Annotated in this window: 11 protein-coding genes; 7 read left to right on the forward strand and 4 right to left on the reverse strand. The window is 68.1% G+C overall.

Translation table 11 applies throughout. From position 1 onward, the window contains the following. Window positions 1-141: 141 nt before the first annotated feature. The 4 genes from BN1701_RS14925 (at window position 142) to BN1701_RS14940 (ending at window position 8,063) form a co-directional block, all read left to right on the forward strand. The gene (locus BN1701_RS14925) at window positions 142-660 is read left to right on the forward strand and encodes a hypothetical protein (RefSeq protein WP_157367991.1); all 519 of its coding nucleotides are present in this window, start codon (window positions 142-144) and stop codon (window positions 658-660) included. A 58-nt stretch (window positions 661-718) separates the two neighbouring features. After that, complete coding sequence (locus tag BN1701_RS14930; protein WP_054049324.1) at window positions 719-1,219, forward strand: DUF2690 domain-containing protein; 501 nt, start codon at window positions 719-721, stop codon at window positions 1,217-1,219. Window positions 1,220-1,236: 17 nt separating this feature from the next. Then, complete coding sequence (locus BN1701_RS14935; protein ID WP_054049326.1) at window positions 1,237-4,179, forward strand: hypothetical protein; 2,943 nt, start codon at window positions 1,237-1,239, stop codon at window positions 4,177-4,179. 146 nt (window positions 4,180-4,325) lie between these two features. Next, on the forward strand, window positions 4,326-8,063 hold the full coding sequence (locus BN1701_RS14940) for a WD40 repeat domain-containing protein (RefSeq protein WP_157367992.1): 3,738 nt from the start codon (window positions 4,326-4,328) through the stop codon (window positions 8,061-8,063). Window positions 8,064-8,110: 47 nt separating this feature from the next. Here the strand turns inward: BN1701_RS14940 and BN1701_RS14945 are convergent, their stop codons facing one another. The 4 genes from BN1701_RS14945 to BN1701_RS14960 all read right to left on the reverse strand — a co-directional run bounded on the left by BN1701_RS14945 (window position 8,111) and on the right by BN1701_RS14960 (window position 14,252). Further along, window positions 8,111-8,479 carry a hypothetical protein gene (locus tag BN1701_RS14945; RefSeq protein ID WP_054049330.1) on the reverse strand — a complete coding sequence of 123 codons (369 nt, stop codon included), beginning with the start codon at window positions 8,477-8,479 and terminating at the stop codon, window positions 8,111-8,113. A 24-nt stretch (window positions 8,480-8,503) separates the two neighbouring features. Then, complete coding sequence (locus BN1701_RS14950; protein WP_157367993.1) at window positions 8,504-12,523, reverse strand: GDSL-type esterase/lipase family protein; 4,020 nt, start codon at window positions 12,521-12,523, stop codon at window positions 8,504-8,506. A gap of 66 nt (window positions 12,524-12,589) precedes the next feature. After that, window positions 12,590-13,084: a DUF2690 domain-containing protein gene (locus BN1701_RS14955; RefSeq protein WP_172803257.1), complete on the reverse strand. Its 495-nt coding sequence runs from the start codon at window positions 13,082-13,084 to the stop codon at window positions 12,590-12,592. Between the two features lie 592 nt (window positions 13,085-13,676). Further along, window positions 13,677-14,252 (reverse strand): hypothetical protein, encoded by a 576-nt coding sequence (locus tag BN1701_RS14960; RefSeq protein ID WP_157367994.1) that lies wholly within the window; start codon window positions 14,250-14,252, stop codon window positions 13,677-13,679. Window positions 14,253-14,407: 155 nt separating this feature from the next. On the opposite strand from BN1701_RS14960, the gene BN1701_RS14965 reads away from it, so the two are divergent. From BN1701_RS14965 to BN1701_RS14975, 3 genes are all read left to right on the forward strand, one after another. Next, window positions 14,408-16,339 carry a sensor histidine kinase gene (locus BN1701_RS14965; RefSeq protein ID WP_054049340.1) on the forward strand — a complete coding sequence of 644 codons (1,932 nt, stop codon included), beginning with the start codon at window positions 14,408-14,410 and terminating at the stop codon, window positions 16,337-16,339. Beyond that, window positions 16,327-16,977 carry a response regulator transcription factor gene (locus tag BN1701_RS14970; RefSeq protein ID WP_054049341.1) on the forward strand — a complete coding sequence of 217 codons (651 nt, stop codon included), beginning with the start codon at window positions 16,327-16,329 and terminating at the stop codon, window positions 16,975-16,977. The genes BN1701_RS14965 and BN1701_RS14970 overlap by 13 nt, the downstream gene beginning before the upstream one ends. A 103-nt stretch (window positions 16,978-17,080) precedes the next feature. Further along, window positions 17,081-17,809 carry a class I SAM-dependent methyltransferase gene (locus BN1701_RS14975; protein WP_082859861.1) on the forward strand — a complete coding sequence of 243 codons (729 nt, stop codon included), beginning with the start codon at window positions 17,081-17,083 and terminating at the stop codon, window positions 17,807-17,809. Window positions 17,810-17,823: the final 14 nt, after the last annotated feature.

A 17,823-nucleotide genomic window follows, 5' to 3' on the forward strand; every position in this document is an offset into this window, starting at 1 on the left:
CTGCCACTGCGCTCCGTCCAGTGTGAGCGCTGGGACACCCCGCGAAGGTTCCAGCCGGTTCCGGTATCCGCGCACCGCGCTGTTCTCGCAGGTCTGCCGCCCATCCGGCGGCGATGCGGTGTCCCAAGGTTGTGCGAGTTCGTGCGGATGATCGTCGAAGTCTCGCTTCGCCCTCGCCGCTCCTCCTTTGATGGGCAGGTGATCGCGACCGGTGGTCACCGACGAGAGGGAGCACTGGGGAATATGCGCAAGAAGGTGTGGCGGCGGGTCCGATTCGCCGCGAAGTCGAGGGGAAAGTTCTTCGCCGGGGCCGTCGCCGTGGTCTTCGGCGCGGGCGCGGTGACGGTCTTTGGGCCCGCGGGTCTGGCTCAGGCCAGCATCTCCGACCCTACAGGCGAGATCATCTGCACCTACATCGTCACCAACCCCGATGGCCTGAATCTCCGGACGGGCTACAGCACGGGATTCCCCATCGCCAAACATCTCAACAAAGGTGATCGCTTTGAGGCGTACCGCGATCTGATCGTGTGGCGGGACTATGACTGGAGGTTGGTGGAGTCGCACCCGGAATGGGTTTCCTACGGGATTTACGCGGCGACCGGCGCCAACGGCGTCAGTTGGATGTCTCGCGATACCCGCTACCCCTGCTATGCCGACTAGCGCCGAGAGGGAATCGATGCGAAGAAGAATCGCGGTAAACTTATCCGGATTGTCGGTGATGGCCACGTTGGGATTCACCGCGACCAGCGCGACCATCGCGTCAGGCAGCACCACGTCCGGCGCCGCCGCACCGGAGATCTTGGTCGGCGCCGCGGCGGGACCGGTCTACTGCAGTGGGGTCACGTGTGAAGGCCGGGACGCGGTGGAGATGGGGTGCGTCGCGGACGCCCGCGCCATCACGGGTTTCGATGTCATCGACGGCACGGGAACCAAGCCGCTCGGCGACCTCAACTACTCGGCCGCGTGCAAGGCCGTCTGGGGTGAGTACCAGACCACGAACGCCGCCGACCGCCACTACATCGTCCTCTTTGTCCAGCCCGAGTACGGGGGCGTCGAGCGCCCGGTGACCAAGGTGGTTACCGGAGCCGGCCACTGGCAGACCGCGATGGCCTCGTGGAACAACTCGGTGAAGTTCTGTGCGACCTCATTCGGGATCGACCCCGACATCGACAAGTCGACCAAATACGACGGGCTGAACGTTTGCACCAGGTGGCGTTGATGCCAAGGAGAACTTCCATGAAGAGATCAAGACTGCCGGTCGCCGGAATGGCCGTCGTGGTCGCGCTGACAATGGGATCCGGGGCCGCCGATGCCAAGGCCGCACCGGACCCGGCACCGGCCGGGCAGGCCGCGATCGGCGGCCCTGACGTCGCGCTGGGCAAGGACTGGCGCACGTCCGCTGACGTCCTTGTCACCGGAAGCGGGGACACCGACGGATTCCACGTGTACGTCGCGCGGGAGAAGGACGCGTTCGGCTGGCACAAGCTGGCCACGCTGAAGGCGTCCGCCCTGCCGGAAGGTTCTTGGTTCGGCCAGGTCTGCCTCACCGGCTCCGGGAAGTACGCGGTCGCGGTGTTCGCCCCGAAGATGGCGGTGAACAAGCCGAAGCTGGTGAACGCCGGAGCGATCGCGGCGGTGGTGGATGTCGAAACCGGCCAAGCCCGGCACGTCGTCAGCGGCCTGTCGACCGCCTACTTCAATCCGGCCTGCGGGCCCGGCGACCGGGTCCTGCTGACCCGCGGCGTCGGCGCGGACGGCCAGCGCACCGATCTGCTCGCCGTCGACGCGGCCTCGGCCAAGGTGATCAGCACGCGGCGGGTCGACGCACAGCTCACCACCCCGGCCGCTGCCCCTGACGGGGACTACGGCATGGCCCACGGCAACCTGGTCCGGATCGGCGCGGACGGTGGGCTGACCCCGGTCGCTCGGCCGCAAGGCCGGACCTTCGCGGTCAACGCGACCGCGCGCGACGGCATCGACATCGCGTCGGTGGACGGCGACAAGGCGGTCGTACGGCGATACGCGGGCGGCGGCCTGACCCAACTCGCCTCGGGACCGTGGGACCGCCTGCAGGTGTTCGCCCTTACCGGCGGGCGGACCGCGGTGGTCGGAGACACCCGCGACGTGTCGTCTGGCACGCCGGGCCTGGTTCCGCTGGCCAGTGACCGGCAGGTGCGCGGAGTGTCCGCCCAAGGCCACCTGCTCGCGACGGAGGTGCTGTCGCGGCAAGGCGAACGCAAGGCCGCCCAGCCGCTGACCGCTCTGGACACCGCCGACGCGGGCACGATCCGGGTCACCGTGCGCGCGACCAGAACCGGAAAGGTCTCCGCGGGCACGGTCGACGCGAAGTCCGCGCCGACGCTGGACGTCATCGAGCGTGCGGACATCGCCGCGGCCGAGACTGATCCGAACTTGACGACACCGACCTGCGCGGTCGGCCGCAACGACCCCAAGATCCAGGCGTTCCAGCCGAGCGCGGACATGGTGGAGTGGGCGGTCGACCAAGCGGTGCACGGCAACCTGAACGTGCAGCGACCCGCCAACTACCTCAAGACCGGGCAGAACGCGTACACCCCCCAGGGGATGTTCCCGCGCAAGGCACTGGCAGGCGGCGGCACAGTGCCCGCGCAGTTGATGCTCGGCATCCTCGCCCAGGAGACGAATCTCTCCCAGGGGTCGTGGCATGTCGTGCCGGGTGACACGGGCAACCCGTTGGTGGCCGACTACTACGGCAACCACGGCGACGGGAAGAACATCAACTACTCGCAGACCGACTGCGGATACGGGATCGGCCAGGTAACCACCGGCATGCGGGTGGCCGACGGGACGACCGTCTACAGCCGACCACAGCAGATCGCGATCGCCACCGACTACGCGGCCAACATCGCGGCGGGGATGAACATCCTGATCGACAAGTGGAACCAGCTCTACACCGACCCGGCCGGGCGCAGCTATGTCAACAACGGCGACCCGACCTGGATCGAGAACTGGTGGCTGGCGGTCTGGGCCTACAACAGCGGTTACTACCCGAGCACCAGCGCGCCCCAGAACCAGGGGTACTACGGGGTCGGCTACCTGAACAATCCGGCCAACCCGAGCTACCCGGCGAACCGGCAGCCATTCCTGCGGGCCACCTACGCCGACGCCGAACGGCCGAACGAATGGTCATACCCGGAACGAGTGATGGGCTGGGTGGAGACCCCACAGTTGAAGGGAATGCCGTCCAGTGAGGCCTACGCCAAGCCGAACTTCGGCGCGAGCGCGAGCGGGGTGCTGACCTTCGCCACCCCCAAGACCTTCTGCGACGCCCGGAACAACTGCGACCCGGCGGTAGTGGACATGAACAAGCCGCTACCCAAGGCGCAACAGCAAAGCCCGTGCGCCGCCTTCAACAAGTCCTGCTGGTGGCACGGCCAGGTCGGCTTCGCCGACTGCCCCGGCGGTCAGTGCGCCAAGGAGAGGTTGACCTACGCCGCGGGCACTCCGGAGCCGGGGGTGAAACGGATCTATCCGCGGAACTGCTCGACCTTCCCGGAACTGTCCGTTCCCAAGTCCAGGATCGTGTTCAACCTGAACGACACGTCGCAGTACGCCCTGGGCTGTGTTGTGCCCGCCTCTGGTGGCAAGTTCACCCTCCGGCTCGGCGATCCGTCGGGCGATGATCCGCTGGCGCGGTACGCGCAGGTCGACCTGCACCAGGCGGGCGCGGGCTACAACGGGCACATGTGGTTCACCCACACCTACCGGCCGGACACCCTCAATGGGACCAGCGCCCGGAACAAGATCACCGCGGCATGGGCCCCGGACCTGGACATCTACCCAGGCGACACCGGCGCATACCCGTACCACATCTGGGTCCACCTGCCGAGCCATGGCGGCGAGACCGACCACGCGGAGTACGTGGTGCTGAACGAGGCCAACAAACAGCTGTTCCCGTACAAGAACGACGGCAAGCCCTGCCAGATCGACCAGGACACCAGCCCGGTCCCGGGTGCCCTCGGCTCGGACAAGTGGGTCTCGATCGGCAACTACGACCTGAGTCGGGGTGTCAGGGTGCTGCTGAACAACATGGAGACCGATTACGCCGTGCCCAGCGGCACCGTGAACATCGCCTTCGACGCGATGGCCTTCGTGCCGGGAATGCCCAATGACGACTACACGTGCGGATCGACCTACTAGCGGGACGAGGTTCACCCGGATCCAAGAATGACCAGCGGCGTGGCCACGGTGTGCGCACCGTGGCCACGCCGCCGTCGTAGCCGCGAGCGAAGCATTATGCTCCAGCGCGCCGACGGACGTCGGCCATGCGCTGGGGGGTAGCAATGGTGGGTTCGCGCGCGGAAAATTCTCCACACCTGTCGGCCAAACCGGACCCGACGGAGGTCTCGACCAGAGACGATTTGGCCCGTGAGCTGACCACATTGCGGCATCTGGCCCGCCGGAGTCTGCGTGATCTGGGCAAGGCCGCGAACGTTCCGTTCGGCACCCTTGGCGGCTGGTTCCGGGGAGCGAGCCTGCCGCAGCCCGCACAGGTCGACGCGTTCGAGAGCGTGCTGGCGGAGTGCGGCGTCCTGGATGCCGCCGAGCGGGAGCTGTGGCTGTCAGCCCTGACAAGGGTTCGCCGGTTGCCGGTGCGGCGGGCGTTGGACGGCGCGACCCCGTACCGGGGGCTGGAGGCCTTCCAGGTCGAGCACGCGGGCTGGTTCTTCGGCCGCGAAGAACTCACCGAACACCTGCTGGCTCGACTGGACCAAGCGCGCACACCGGTCGTGGTCGTCGGGCCGTCCGGCTCCGGCAAGTCGTCCGCGCTGCGCGCCGGGGTGCTCGCCGAACTGACCAGCCGGGGAACAACGTGGTCCTTGTGCACGCCGGGCGCCCATCCGATGAGCCGCCTACCCGACTCGCCTGGCTCGGTCGTGGTGATCGACCAGTTCGAGGAAGTCTTCACCTCCTGCGCCGACGAGTCGGAGCGCTCGCGGTTCCTCGACGCCGTGTTCGCGCTGCGCGCGACCGTGGTGATCGGCCTGCGCGCCGACTTCTACCCGGACGCGCTGCGCGACCCGAGGCTCGCCGAAGCCCTGCAGGCCAACCAGGTCGTGGTCGGCCCGATGTGCGCCGCCGACCTGCGAAGGGCGGTGATCGAACCCGCGCGCAAGGCTCACTGCGATGTGGACAACGCGCTTGTCGACCTCGTCCTACGGGAGATCGGTCCGGCGAGCGTGGATCGCGCCCACAACGCCGGCGCCCTTCCACTGTTGTCCCACGCATTGCTCACGACATGGGAACACCGCGGCGGCGACGCGCGGATGTCGGCCGAGGCCTATCGACAGGCGGGTGGGCTCGACGGGGCCGTAGCCCGCACCGCGGAAACCGTCTACGCCGAGCTCGACCACGCCGACCGTGAACGCGCCCGCAGGCTGCTGCTGCGCCTGGTCCACATCGGCGATGGCGTCGCCGACACCCGAAGGCGAGTCGAGCACTCCGAACTCGCCGACGACACCGAGGACGTGCTGTACCGGTTCGTCGAAGCCAGGCTGCTCACCGCCTACGCCGACGCGGTCGAGATCAGCCACGAGGCACTGCTCACCGCGTGGCCCCGACTGGGCGAGTGGCTCGACGCGGACCGCGCCGGGCTGCGCATCCACCGGCATCTCACCGAGGCCGCCCGCGCGTGGGACGAGGGTGACCGCGACCCCGGTGGGCTGCTGCGCACCGGCAGGCTGGCCATCGCCCGCGAGTGGGCCGTCGATCAGGCCCACCAGGCCGATCTCAACCCACTCGAAACCGAGTTCCTCGACGCCTGCGTCGAGTCCGAACGCGCCGACGCGGCCGCCGCCCGCCGCCGGACCCGCGGGCTGCAGCGGCTGGTGGCGGCGCTGGTGGTGCTGCTGGTCGTGGCGTCGGGGCTGACCGGGTACTCGCTGTGGCAGCGCTCGGAGGCCAATACCAGGCATGACATCGCGGTGTCGCGCCAGCTGGCGGTCACGGCTGCCCGGCTGCGGGAATCCGACCCGGCGCTGGCCAACCAGCTCGCGCTAGTCGCCTACCGGGTGGCGGCGACCACCGAGGCGCGGTCGGCCCTGCTGGCGGGTTCCACCAGCCCCGAGGTGACCCGGATCGTGCGGCCGAGCCGCGCGCGGCAGGCGCTCGCCGTGTCCAAGGACGGCACGCTGCTCGCCGGTGCGGGCGCCATGGAGACCGACCACGAAATCCTGCTGTGGGCCACGACCGACCACGCGGGACCGCGCCGGGTCGGCCCGGCGCTGCCCACAACCGGCATGGTGTACGCGGCGGCGTTCAGCCCGGACGGCCAGATCTTGGCCACGGCGGGAGCGGACAAGGTCGTTTCGCTGTGGTCGCTGCGAGATCGGGAGCATCCGGTGCCGATCGGCCTGCCGCTCACCGGACCCGCCGACGCGGTGCAAGCACTGGAATTCAGCGCGGACGGCGTTCTGCTGGCCGCGGGCTCCAGGGACAACAAGGTCCACCTGTGGAACGTCGGCGTCGCCGAGCGCCCGGTGGCGATCGGCGTCGCCGAGGGGCCGGCGAAGAGCGTCAACGCCGTGGCGTTCGCACCGGGCGGCGGGATGCTGGCGGCCGGTGATTCGGCGGGCGCGGTGCGGCTGTGGGATGTCTCCACGGGGCGTGCGGTGCCGGTCGGCGAGCCGCTGGTCGGCGCGAGCCGGGTCAACGCGGTCACGTTCAACCACGACGGCACGCTGCTGGCCGCGGGCAGCAACGACGGCGCGGTCCAGCTGTGGGACGTACGCGACCCGGCCCGGCCTACCGCCGGGAAACCCATGGTCGGGCAGGCCAGTGCCTGGGTGAACGCCCTGGCCTTCAGCGCCGACGACCGCACGATCGCGGCCGGGGGCGCGGACAGCGTGGTCCGCATCTGGGACATGTCGAAGCGGACCGTGGTGTCGACGCTGCCGCACCCGGATCCGGTCACCACGGTCGCCTTCCGGCACGGCGACCGGCGGCTGGTGACCAACGCGGCCGACGGTGTCGCCCGGTTGTGGACGCTGCCCGGCCCGGTGCTCGCGACCACCGAACACCCGACCACCACCGTCGCCTTCCGATCCGACGGCGGTCTCATGGCCACGTCCGCCGGCGACATCCGGCTGTGGGACACCACGGACCCGGGTCGGCCCACGCAACTGCCCGCGGTCTTGCGTGCGCCGGAACCCTTCGACCGTATCGGCGGCAATGTCGCGATCAGCCCGGACGGCAGGCTGCTGGCGGCGGGAACGCGCAGCGGGAACGCGGTACTGCTGTGGGACATCGGCGACCCGCGCGATCCCAAGCCGGTGGGTCCACCATTGACCGGGGCGACCGGGTTCATCGAGCAGGTGCAGTTCAGTCCTAGTGGGACAGTGCTGGCCGCGGCGGGCGACGACGAGACGGTGCGGCTGTGGGACATCGCGGACCCGGCTCACGCCAAGCCGCTGCCGACACTGGAGCCCAAACTGGGCATCATCTTCATGGTGGCGTTCAGCCCGGACGGCAAGCTGCTCGCGGCGGCCACCGCGCACGGCCAGGTGCCACTGTGGGACATGCGCGATCCGGATCGGCCGAAGCTCGTGGGCGATCCCCTGGTGGTGTCCCGGACCGATGTGTACTCGGTCGCGTTCAGCGGGACCACGCTCGCTGCCGGAACCGCCGATGGAACCGTCCAGCTCTGGGATGTGGGCCACGACCGTCCGATCCGGACCGGTGAACCGATCACCGGACCGGACGGTCGGATCCACGGGCTCGCGTTCCACCCGGACGGCCGGACGCTGGCCGCCGGAACAGGCGCGGGCCAGGTCTGGCTCTGGGACGCCGGCGACCGATCCCGCCCTCAGGTGAAAGCGGTCCTGGACACCGGCGGGTCGGCCAACTGGCACGTGGCCTTCCACCCCCGTGGCGATGTCCTCACCAGCGCCCCCGGCGACATCTACCTGGTCGACACCGAGGTGGACAAGGTCATCGACACCGTGTGCGGCACCACGGGAGACCGCATCACCGAGTCGGAGTGGACCAAGTACGCCCAGGACGTTCCCTATCAACCACCATGCTGACAGGCCACGCGGCCGCGGTGTGCTTCACCGCGGCCGCGCGTGCCCGATCAGGTGTAGTAGCAGGGAATGCTGTTGACCTGCGCGGCGTACGGGCCATCGAGCGAGTAGAAGATCCCATTCGATAGCCATTCCGGGTGCCACTCGACCATGCGCCAGCGCCCGTACCCGGCGTGTTGATACCAGATTTCGGACTTGTAGGCTTCGAAACGGGTGCCCTGACTGAGCCGGTAGGCGACGTCGAACCCGGTGCCATAGCCTTTTCGGAAGTTCAGCCCACCAGCAACGGTCACCTCGTAGGTGCAGATCTCCTCCCCCGGCTTCTCCGCCGCGGCGCTCGCCTGCGCGGCCCCTGACAGCGTCAGTGCGATCGCTGTCCCCACGGTGGCTGCGGCGGCGGCGAATTTCTTTGATCTCATCGAGACTCCTGTCCTTCTCAACGGTCAGATTCCCATCGTGGCGAAGGTGCGGTTCAGCACCGTCGCGAACAGCGGGGTGCCTGCCAGGTTCGGGTGGAAGGTCTGCTGGGACGCGCGGATCGTGTCGAACGGTTCGGGTATGTCGTCCCGCAAGGGAGACTCCCCTTCGGTCCTGGTCACCACGAAGCTATGCAGGCTCTCCGGATCGCCGCACACCGCCTTGCCCTCGAACTCCTGACGTGGATCGGCGATGGTGATCGGCGCGTTCAGCTCCAGCGCCAGGGCGGACACCTTGTTGCTCAACTGGTTGTCGAGGTAGTCGGTGCTGTCGTTGATCCAAGCCGCCTCGCTGGGGTTGAGGCCGACGTCCACCCGCACGCCCTTCACCACGAAGCTCGTGCCGAGGCAGACCCCGCTTCGGGACATGAGTCTTGGGTACGTCATCAGCACGATCGTGGCGTTCGGTGCCCGATTGCGGATCGCCCGCAACACCGTGTCCACCGACGGAATCACCTTGTCTCGCACCAGCTCGGGACCGGTGACGCTGAGCGGACGCGGGTCCTTCGAAGCCTTCAGCGGTTCGTCCTGGCAGTTGCCAGGGCCGATCGACAAGACGCACGCCTTGAGGACGTCGGTGAATCCCGCGTCGTTGCCGCCAATCGACAACGTCACCACCGTGGTGTTCTCGTCGAGGAAGCCCCTGTCCAGTTGGGAGACCTCGTGGAACCGCACCGCGGCGCCGTCACCCCAAGCATCGGTGATCTGCTCGTCGGGCTTCGACTCCAATGCCTTGCTGGGCAACAGATTCTGCGCCCGCGCCCCCGAGCACGCGAGAAGCTGGTGATCCACGTTCGGGTCCCAGGCATCGGCCCGCTGACCGATCGGGGTGCTGCCGTCGCCTAGGCTCGCCAGCCGAGACCAGGCGTACTTGGATCGGTGACAGGCATTGCCGTACAGCCATTTGTAACCGGGATCCTTGTAGGAACCCTCAATGTCGCCACCGGTGTTGTCCGTCTCTCGGTAGTAGTGAGCCTTGGCATCGGATGACGCGCCTTCGCCGGAGGCGAAGGAGTCGCCGAGTGACACCACCATGTTCCTCGGCTTGCCCGGCAGCGGCTGGAAGGCGATCGCGTCCCACGCGATCTTCTCGTTGCCGTCACCGTCGCCGGTCACGTTCGCCAGCGACACCTTCGGCGTCCCGGCGAACTTGAACACACCAAGTGACACCCAGCGGTGTTCGAGGACTCGCTGCGGGATGATGCGCTCGCGTGGCTTGCTGCCGTCCCCGAGATCGATCTTGTAGACGGCCTGCTGGGTGTGAGCGCTGTGACTGGGCAGGTGGACCATGACCCGCGCCCAGGAGTTGAGCGGCTGGTTCAGCTTCCAGGTTCCGGTGATGTCCATGGCGCTGCCCGGTTTCCTGGTGTGGCCGAACCAGAAGTGCCCGCCGAGACCGCCCCCGAGCTGGTGCAGATCGATCTTCGACCGGTAGTGCCCGGTGTGGTCCTCGGCGAAGGTGAAGCCGAAGGTGCCCTTGTTCACCCAATTGCGCAGGCAACCCGGTCGGACCGAGTTCACCGAGTCCGCGACGTTGTCGATGATCAGCGAGTTGTCCAGGATCTTGTTCACCCCGCCCTCGTCGGTATCGAAGGGATCGCAGTTGGGCCGGTAGTGCTCGACGGGCATCTTCCTGGCGGTCTCTTCCTCAGCCTTGAGCGCGAACACCGGTTCGGGGTAGTCCGTTGGGAAGCGGATGTTCTCGTTGCCGCACGAGTGCGCGCAGTCCACCTTCCAGGTCACCGGCTTGTGCCACCAGCAGTGGTAGTCGCTCTCCAGGCATGGCTGAGACTGGTTGATGTCGCATCGGTTTCCGTCCGCGCCGTTGTCGCAGAACGCGGCGATCGGCGGCCTGGCCGTATCCCGCAGCACGGCGCCGTTCCACCACGCCTGGTTGTAGCCCGCGGACCATCCGGCGGTTCCAGTCTTGCGGAAGTCGTACTTTGTGATGGGGTACGCGGCCCAGCCGATCACCTTCTCCGGATACGGCCACCGCTGCGGGTTCTTGGCGTCCATCGGGTCGGCCCCGAACGGCTTTCGGAAGACCGGGTAGTCGGGGTTGGCCGGATTGTTGGACCAGCCCAGACCCCAGTTCCCCCTGGAATCGGTGCACGTCGGACCCGGAGTGCATCCGCTTGTGTTTCCGGTGTGCGCTTGCGGGTTGATGCCGGAGTTGTAGGCCCACAGCGCCGCGAACCAGTTCTCGATCTTGGCCGGGTCCGCGTTATTGATCTTGATGCCTGCCCGGTAGGTCTGGTTCCACTTGTCCTGCAGGATGCGCAGACCCGCCGCGATGTTGGTGGCGTAGTCCACCGCGATCGCCCGCTGGGTGAACTCGGCCTGCTGCCCCACCCGCATGCCGTCGGTGACCTGCGCGACGCCGTAGCCGCAGTCGGCGTGCGCCCAGTCGACCGACCATTCGTCGGAGGTCGACGCGCGCCTGCCGTAGAAGTCGCCGACGAGCGGATTGCCGGTCATCCCCTCCAGTGCGTGGCTGGACGCCTGCCACAGGTTCGATTCCTGAGCGAGGATGCCCAACAGCACCTGGGCCGGAACCCGGCCGCCACCTTCCAGCGGGAGCGACGGCAAGATCGCCTGCGGACTCCAGGCAGGCAGCCCCGACTGGTTCCAGTTGGCGGGCCGTGGCACCGTCAGCGCGTTCTGCACCGCCAGGTTCACCGCCCACTCCACCTGCTTCCAGTGCGGCTGGAAGACCTGGGTCTTCGGGTCGTTGCGCTGCACGGCGCAGGTGCGATCCTCGTCGACCGGGTTCGTGGGTGACCCCGCCTGCGCGGTCGCGGACTCCTGCGTCGCGCGCGCGGCGTCGTTCGACGTACTGGCTGGGGCGAACCCGAAGTCCACGGTCTTGCCTGATCCGGTCATCTTCGCTGTGAGCGAGACCGGCTGCGTGATTCCGTCCGCGGCGCTGCGCGACGCCTGACCGCGGGTGATCTCGACCTGGCCGAGGCTCGAGAGATCCGATCCAGGCGCGGCGTCGACCTTGGTCATCGTCCGGGGCAGCGCGGTCGCGCCGACCGGGGTGCCGGTGAGGAAGACCCGGCCGCCACTGCCCGCGGCCAGCCCTAACGGACCACGCGCGACTTCCCGGGCCGAGCCCGCCTTGGCGGGCAGGTGCTTCGCCACGGCGATGGTGTCACTCGCCGCCTCCAGGAACGCAACGCCACCGTCGGCGTCGGCGCGCAGGGAGGACGGCACGCCCGTGGTGGCGGTCAGCTTCCTGCTCCGACCCGCGGTATCGATCTCGACGATGCCCGCCCCGCCTGCGGCAACGACCGTGTCTCCTACCGGAATCGCCGAGGTGACCTGCCCGGCGAGGTCGTGGGTGCGGATGTCCTTGGCGGTCGTGGTGTCCACTACGTGGAGCCGGGTCTTGCCGAGCTTGGCGCCACCGTTCTGGGCCAACACCGCGGTTTCACCCGCTCCACAGCCAGGGTTGTGATAGGCGAGGCTCACCGTGGTGCCCAGCTTGGTCACCGTGCCGTCGACCACATCGACCACGGCCGCGAACCCACCGCGCTGGAAGGTCTCCTCGCGATTGACGAACTGGCGCGGACCGTAGACGACCACGGCACGCCTGCCGGAACCGGTGAAACACACGTTGCCGATCCAGAGATCCGTGTCGAATCCTGGCTCGACCAGCGTAGCCACGGTCCGCCATGAGTATCCCGTCTTCGCCTCGGCGACAAGCAGGTGCAGGCCTGCAGGATCCCCGGAGGAGGTCCACGCCCTGTCCTCGGAGCGGGCCCAGCCCTTCGGCAGGACCGCATCGCGCAGCTTGGGGTCCACCGTGGACCGATTGAGCTCCGCTGGGGGCGCCTCGGCTACCTGCGGCGGTTGTGGCGTGGGTGCGGCTACGGCCGGTTGACCCGCGGTCGCGGTGAACATCATCGTCGCCGCCATCGCGACGACGACCGGCCGCGGCCACGTGACCCCTCGATGTCTGCGGCTGAATCTCGGATTGGGCATCTGTGCTCATCTCGGTCAAGATCGGTGAAAGCGAGGGCCCCGCCCGCGGGGGCCCTCGTCAGGGGTTCAGAACGACTTCGTGCAGGTCGTGTTCCATCCGACGGAATCGATGTAGAACGCGTAGCAGCCGATGACGGTCTCGCTGAACGACACCATGGCGGTCCGGCCTGATTCGTTCGGATATGCGGCCAAGTTCTTACGCGTCGCCATTCCCGCGGTGCTCAGCGATTTCGTGTACACGGCTCCGGTGTGTCCGTGGGGGTTGGTGTAGCGAACCCAGGCGGCGTTACACCCATAGGACCGGCGGAGCTCGACCTTGACGAGTCGGGACGGATGTTCGAACGAGTCGAGAGTCTCGATCCCTGTGCAGCCCATGGCATTGGGATCCTGGCCGTAACAGCTCTGCCCATAACAGGCAGGCGCGGCAGTGGCGGTTCCAGCGGCTGGGATCAAGAAGCCGAACGCCAAGACGAGCGCGGCCAACACCGTCCGCAGGAACCGCGCCCCCATTCCCTTGCCAATGGTGTCCGCTTCGCCGCCCGCGACACGGTCAGCGTCCAACGGTTTCCTGATCATAAGAAGTCCCACCCCTTGCACTCGGCACGCGCACTTGTCGTGATGTGCCCATCGAAGAGGTTCCCGTCCGGCGAAACGAGACTTCCGCCATCACCCGCACGAACTCGCACAGGTGACCTGCGGATATGTCGTGCTCGACCTGTGCGAGTTCGTGCGGGTGATGGCGAAACCGTCGCGTCCTCGGCGCCGAATCGGCACAACCACCCGATCAAGCGGCCGGCCCGGCACCCCGACCGGTGCGATCCCAGCCGGATCACACCAGGAGCACAAACGCACATTGACCCGCCGCTGGGAGCACCGCATGGGAGCAAATTGGGAGCCGCCGGACGCGTTCAACCGCACCCAACGGCTCCCAACCGTGCACACCGGCACCCACACCACCTGCAGAAGGCAGGTTTCCGCAGGTCAGGACCCTTTTTGATCTACGTTGACACGGAACGGGTCACTGGTTCAATCCCAGTATCGCCCACCGAGCGTTTACGCTGGTCAGACGGCCCGTCGGTGATCTTCACCGACGGGCCGTTCGGCGTTTCTGGGAGTAATTCGGGAGCAACCGATCGGGAAAGATCGGCCCGGTTCAGCTGGCTCTTGTCTTGACGGGATGGCTGGCGCTGCCGGTGGTGGGTGCCATGGTCAGTACCGCGATGGCCATGAGTGCCCAGAGGACGTCCCACCCCGCGATAGACCAAAGCGCGGCGCGGGCCGGTGGGCCACCTGAGCCGATCATTGTGGGCGTGAGGACGATGAAGACGTAGGCTCCGACCGCGATAGGCGTGAACCGCCGCCAGCCTGTCCATCGCCTGCCGCGCAGTATGGGGATTCCCACGACCACGAGACCGACACCGGTGAGTGTCGGGCCGATGGCGAACAGCGCATCGGCGAGGTCGGGGCTCCTTGGCCAGATCACTTCGGCGCCCGCGAGGGTTGCCTGGCCGAGTATCGCGGCGCCCAGGCCGGTGCGGGCGATGACTCCGGGGCGGGCGGGTGAGCGGATCAAGGCGAGCACTGCCAGCAGTTCCCCGATGTGGATGACGGACTGGATCAGCCAGCCGAGTGGGGGATTCCAACCAGTGAGGGCCGCGCTCGCGGTGTAGAGCACGGCGCAGGCTGTGATCAGCAGAGCGACCAGGGCGGTGGTGCGTGGTGAGGTCATGACGGGTTCCACGTGACGTCGTTTGTCGGACGTCGTCACGGTGGCTCAGGGCATCGTGGTGGGTCATCCGGGCGGGCACTCGTTCGCGGGCAGGTGCCTGCACTCTTGTCCGCGGACGAGGGCGTTGCGATCATCCATGAATGCTGAGGATGGGGATGAGGCCGCTGCCCGCGGCGTTCCTCGTGGTCACCAGCCTTGTCTCGGTCGCGTCCGTGCCCATCTCGGTCGGGCTGGAACCCAGCTACGACACCGTCCTGTATGCCCTGCACGCGGTGGCGCTGGCCTTGGCCGGTGCCCTGATTGCCTCGCACCAGCGGGACAATCCCATCGGTTGGGTGCTCATCGGCATCGGCCTCGACGCGGCGTGGGTCGAGTTCACCGAGGGGTACGGAAACCACTCGGGGTGGCCATGGGCGGTGCCGATCGAGTGGTTCACGAACTGGGCGAACATGCTCGGCATCGGGGCGACGTCGGTGCTCCTGACGCTGTTCCCCTCCGGGCGCGCATTGTCCCAAGGCAGGCGCGCGCTGGTGTGGACCGGTGCCGTCGCGACGGCACTGATGGCGGTCGGCGCGGCGTTCGGGCACTCGTCCGACCCGGCGTTCGGTTCCGGTACGAATCCGTACGCGATCGGCGGGCTAGAGCCGGTATACGTCGCCGGGCAGGTGCTGTTCAACGTCACTCTGCTGGCCGCGATCGGATCGCTGGTCCACCGGTTCCACCGGTCGACCGGCGTCGAGCGTCAGCAGCTGAAATGGATCGTCTACGTGGTCAGCGTGCTGGCGGTGGTCGGCCCGTTGGCGGGCTTCGCCTACAACGACAGCGCCTTGGTTCGCATCGCCATCGCCGTTGTCGTCACCGCGCTACCGATCGCGATCTGTGTGGCGATCCTGCGCTACCGGCTCAACGACATCGACGTCGTCATCAACCGCACGCTCGTCTACGGTGCGCTGACCGTCCTGCTCACCGCCGCGTACCTGGCGACCGCGCTGGTGCTGGGTGCCGCCCTGGGCGGGCGCGACTCGCCTTGGGTGACCGCGGGGGCCACGCTGGCTGTCGCCGGGGCGTTCCGTCCGCTGCGGGCGCGGATCCAGGACGCCGTGGACCGGCGATTCCGCCGCGCCCGTTACGACGCCCTCGCCCGGGTCGACGCGTTCCTCGAGGACGTGCGCGCCGGGCGTGCGGATCCCGAGACACTCCAACAACTGTTGCGCGAGATCATGTCCGAACCGGACCTCGAGGTGTGCTACCTGCTTCCACATACCACGCACCAAATCGATGGCGCCGGGCGCGACGTCGAGGTCAGCGTCGCGGGACGCCGCGCGGAGCGGCTGGTCGAACGGGCGGGCACGCCCCTGGCTGTCGTGCACACCGGGGCCACCGAGGACTCCCCCGGTCTGCTCGACGAGGTGCTGACCCGTGCCAGCCTGGCGATCGAGGTCGCCAGGCTGCGGGCCGAGGTGCGTCACCAGCTCACCGAGGTCGAAGCCTCGCGGGCCCGCATCGTCGCCGCGGGCTACGAGGAGCGACGCAGGCTCGAACGCGACCTGCATGACGGTGCGCAGCAGCGGCTGGTCAGCATCGGACTGGTGCTGCGCAACGCCCAGTTCGAGCTCGGGGACTCCCCCATCGCGCGGACCATCGACGCGGCCGTCGAGCAGCTCACCGTCGCCATCGCCGATCTTCGTGAGCTGGCCAACGGTGTCCGACCCGCGTACTTGGACAACGGGCTCGACATGGCGCTTCGGGAGCTGGCAGGCCGGACGCCGCTGCCCATCGACGTGTATGTCGGCGCCGAGCGGTACCCCACCGACATCGAGGCGACCGCCTACTTCGTCGCCTGTGAGGCGTTGACCAACGCCGTCAAACACTCCGCCGCGACAGGCGTCGAGCTGCGCGCCCAGCGACTCGACGATCACCTCGTCATGACCGTCCGCGACAACGGTGTCGGCGGCGCACTGCCATCCGGCGGAACCGGCCTGCGCGGACTGTCCGACCGGGTCGCGGCCCAGGGCGGGCGGATCCGCGTCGAGAGCGAGAACGGATCCGGCACCACTGTGATCGCGGAGCTGCCATGCGTGTTGTGATCGCCGAGGACCAGGTTCTCCTTCGCGAGGGCATGGCACGGCTGTTCCAGGATCGCGGCCACCAGATCGTGGCCGCGGTCGGGAACGCCACGCGGCTGCTGGACATCACGACTGAACACCGTCCCGACCTGGTCGTGGTGGACGTACGAATGCCGCCCACCTTCACCGACGAAGGCACCCAAGCCGCACGCGAGATCAAGCAGACGCACCCGGAGATCGGAGTCCTGGTGCTGTCCCAGCACATCAACACCACACAGGCGATGACCCTCGTGAACCTCAGCGGATTCGGCTACCTCCTCAAGGACCGCGTGCTCGCCGTCCACGAGTTCCTCGATGCCGCTCGGCGGGTCGCCGACGGTGGGTCAGCGCTCGATCCACAGGTCGTCGGGGCTCTCATGCGGCCGCGTCCCACCGACGACCCGCTTTCGGCGCTGTCCGACCGCGAGCGTGAAGTCCTGGCACTGATGGCGCAAGGACTCAACAATCCCGCGATCGCCCGGCGCCTGGTTCTCAGCGAGCGAACAGTCGAAGGACACGTCCGACATGTGCTCCTCAAGCTGGACCTGGCCGAGTCCGACGACGGCCACCGCCGTGTCCTCGCCGTCCTCACCCACCTCCGCGCGTCCCACGCCGGATAGGTGATCACTGCAGGCTGGGGGAGACTGGCGAGGTGGTTCTTGTCCGTCGTGTGCCCCGGCCCGTTCATTCCGAAGCAGGCGCCAGAGTCAGGAGGGCAGTGTCATGTCGTTGTATGACACCATCGGAGCCGCTTACGCCGTGACGCGGCGTACCGAGCCGCGGATCGCGTCCCAGGTCTGGGCCGCGCTCGGCGATGCGCGGACCGTGCTGAATGTCGGGGCGGGAACCGGCTCTTACGAGCCGCCCGACCGTGACGTCACCGCGGTGGAGCCGTCGGCGATCATGCGGGCGCAGCGCTCCGCGGGCGCGGCGCCGTGCGTGGCCGCCTTCGCGGAGAGCCTTCCGTTCGACGACCAGTCCTTCGACGCCGCGATGGCTTTCGCCACCATCGATCACTGGCAGGACCCGATGGCGGGTCTGCGCGAGATGCGGCGTGTCGCTCGCCGCGTGGTGGTGTTCACGAAGGACTTCAGTGCCCTCGATCTGTTTTGGCTGGATCGCGATTATCTGCCCGAGCGCGCAGGCCTTCTCGTCGGCAGGCCGCCGCTGGCCGAGTTGGCCCGCTCGATCGGAGCCCGGGTGGAACCGGTGCTCATTCCGTGGGACTGCGCGGACGGCTTCTACGAAGCCTACTGGCGCAGGCCCGAAGCGTACCTGGATGAGGATATCCGCCGCGGAATGTCGGTCTGGGCCAGAGTCGGGCCGGTCGCCGAACAGCGGGCAGTGCGCTGCCTCCGTGAGGACCTCGCATCCGGCCGGTGGGCCGAAAGCAACCGCGACTCCGTCGATCTCGACGCGGCGGAGCTTGGCGTGCGTCTGCTCATCGCCTGAACCGGTCGTCCCGC

This window comes from Alloactinosynnema sp. L-07 (assembly GCF_900070365.1).
In the GTDB taxonomy this organism is placed as follows: Bacteria; Actinomycetota; Actinomycetes; order Mycobacteriales; family Pseudonocardiaceae; genus Actinokineospora.

Coding starts and splice junctions, on each gene's coding strand:
- BN1701_RS14930 (WP_054049324.1), top strand. CDS start 719: ATGGCCACGTTGGGATTCACCGCGACCAGCGCGACCATCGCGTCAGGC.
- BN1701_RS14935 (WP_054049326.1), top strand. CDS start 1,237: ATGAAGAGATCAAGACTGCCGGTCGCCGGAATGGCCGTCGTGGTCGCG.
- BN1701_RS14975 (WP_082859861.1), top strand. CDS start 17,081: ATGTCGTTGTATGACACCATCGGAGCCGCTTACGCCGTGACGCGGCGT.
- BN1701_RS14950 (WP_157367993.1), bottom strand. CDS start 12,523: ATGCCCAATCCGAGATTCAGCCGCAGACATCGAGGGGTCACGTGGCCG.
- BN1701_RS14945 (WP_054049330.1), bottom strand. CDS start 8,479: ATGAGATCAAAGAAATTCGCCGCCGCCGCAGCCACCGTGGGGACAGCG.
- BN1701_RS14960 (WP_157367994.1), bottom strand. CDS start 14,252: ATGACCTCACCACGCACCACCGCCCTGGTCGCTCTGCTGATCACAGCC.
- BN1701_RS14970 (WP_054049341.1), top strand. CDS start 16,327: ATGCGTGTTGTGATCGCCGAGGACCAGGTTCTCCTTCGCGAGGGCATG.
- BN1701_RS14965 (WP_054049340.1), top strand. CDS start 14,408: ATGAGGCCGCTGCCCGCGGCGTTCCTCGTGGTCACCAGCCTTGTCTCG.